The 2,115-nt window shown below is 66.9% G+C and carries 1 protein-coding gene; it reads left to right on the top strand.

What is annotated here, in order from left to right; all coding sequences use genetic code 11:
- Positions 1 to 311 precede the first annotated feature (311 nt).
- The gene (locus HCT63_RS20155; protein ID WP_167009405.1) at positions 312 to 1,871 is read left to right on the top strand and encodes a hypothetical protein; all 1,560 of its coding nucleotides are present in this window, start codon (positions 312 to 314) and stop codon (positions 1,869 to 1,871) included.
- The last annotated feature ends 244 nt before the right edge of the window (positions 1,872 to 2,115 follow it).

Genomic DNA, 2,115 nt, shown 5'->3' with positions numbered 1-2,115 from the left:
TCGGAGACTTCCAGCACTGCGGCCTCAACACCTGGCTCATCAACCTCCTCGTCCCCGGATCAGGCAACACCCTCAACATCAACGTCACCAACGGCCGCATCCTCGGCTAACACAAAGCCAGGCGTCAGGAGCGATTTCGCTCCAGTGCCCGAGAAGTTGTCACTGGCGTGACAACTTCTCGGGCTCTTTCATGTCCACTCTCGCGAATCGCTGGACTAGGCGTGGCCTGCGTCTTTGAATGGCGCGTGACGCAGACCACACCCGCCGCCGTGCGTGCACGCGTGACGGGTCGAGCTCGAAGGAGAGCCACGATGAGTGTTGACCCCCAGAACACCCGCGGTTGGCCAGAGCCAACACCCCGCCACCGCCGCGGACGTGTGCTGGCCGCCGCGGTCGCCTCCCTCGGCCTGACCCTCAGCGCACTCGCCGCCATCCCAGCCAACGCCGTCACCCCCGTACCCCTCGCTCAAGCCGGATCCATCGTCAGCTGGGGACGCGCGACCGAATCGGGAGCCACGACCGTCCCCGCAGCCCTGTCGGACACAGCCATCACTGCCATCGCTAATGGGCACAGCTTCTCGGTTGCGCTGACCGGCGACAACCGGGTCGTGGCCTGGGGCCACAACGGCACCCAGGGCGCTCAGCCGCAGAAGGTGCCCGCAAGCCTCAACGGCGTCAAGGTGAAAGCCATCGCCGCGAGCGCGGACAACGCTGGCGTCGTGACACAAGCCGGCACTGTTGTCGGCTGGGGCTATAAAGCGATCACGGGCGATCCGACAAAGGTGCCCGCCGGGCTGTCAGGTGTCGTCGACCTCACGATCGGCGCGAAGCACGCGGCCGCGGTCAAGAGCGATGGCACCGTTGTCACGTGGGGAAACCTCGCTAGCGGCGGCGCACTCGCGGTTCCTGCCGGGCTGACTGGTGTCAAGAAGGTTGCCGCCGGCGACAGCCATACCTACGCGCTCAAGAGTGACGGGACCGTCGTCGCCTGGGGACTCAACAACGTCGGTCAGCTCGACCTCCCTGCCGAGCTGACCATCCCTGGCAACGTCAAGTCCATCGCTAGCCGCCGCTTGGGCGGTCTCGCCCTACTCGCGGACGGCACAGTGCGGCAGTGGGGCCCGCAGGACGCGTATCCCATCCCTGCTTCGCTGACCGGCAAGACGGTAGTTGCGATCAGCGCCCAGTACGTCGAGGCAATGGCGCTGGACTCCGAGGGCGGGATTCACCGCTGGGACGACTCCTCGGATCCCGCAATGGAAGTGCCTTCCTCGCTGAGCGGCGCGCCGGTCACAGCTATCGCCGCCGGCGGAGCGCACGACTCCGTGATCGTGGCGGATGTGAAGACCGCTGTTGTGCCTCGCGTCACCGGCGTGGCACGGCCCGGCCAGACTCTGACCGGCACCGCGGGCACCTTCTCCGGCGCCCCCGACAACGTCACGAACCAGTGGCTGGCCAACGGCACCCCGATCGCGGGCGCCACCGGCACCAGCCTCGCACTGAACGCCACACACCTTGGCAAGCGCATCACCTACCGCACAACCGCCACCAAGGGCGCGCTCACCCGCACCGCCACCTCCACCCCCACCTCCCCAGTCGCCAAACCCACCCCCACAGTGGGACTGGCGGCGCCTGCGGGTGCGTACGGACGTGCAGGAACGGTCACCGTCACCGTCTCCAACAGCGCCACAGGCACCGTCACCCTCACCTTGAACGGCCGCTCACTCGGCGCCAAGAGCTCTACTCGATCCCACGAACCACCACCCCCGGCCGATGGACCCTACGCGCCTCCTACCACGGCAACACCACCCTCAACACGGCCACACGCACCACCACCTACACCGTCACCAAAGCCCGCCCCGGCACCGTAAAGACCAAGATCACCAAGAAGCCCTCCAGCCGCAAGAAGGGCAAGGCCACCATCACCATCGCCCGCCCCACCGGCCTGACCGCCCCCAGAGGCAAGGTCACCCTCGTACTCAAAAAGGGCTCCAAGAAACTCAAGACCACCGCCACCGTCCGCAACGGCAAAGCCACCGTCAAACTCCCCAAGACCACACGCGGCACCTGGAAAATCACCACCACCTACACCGGCGACACCCGCTACACCCCCGC

The organism is Mumia sp. ZJ430 (assembly GCF_011751845.1).
Taxonomy (GTDB): Bacteria; Actinomycetota; Actinomycetes; order Propionibacteriales; family Nocardioidaceae; genus Mumia.
This window is presented reverse-complemented; position numbering and strand designations above follow the sequence as displayed.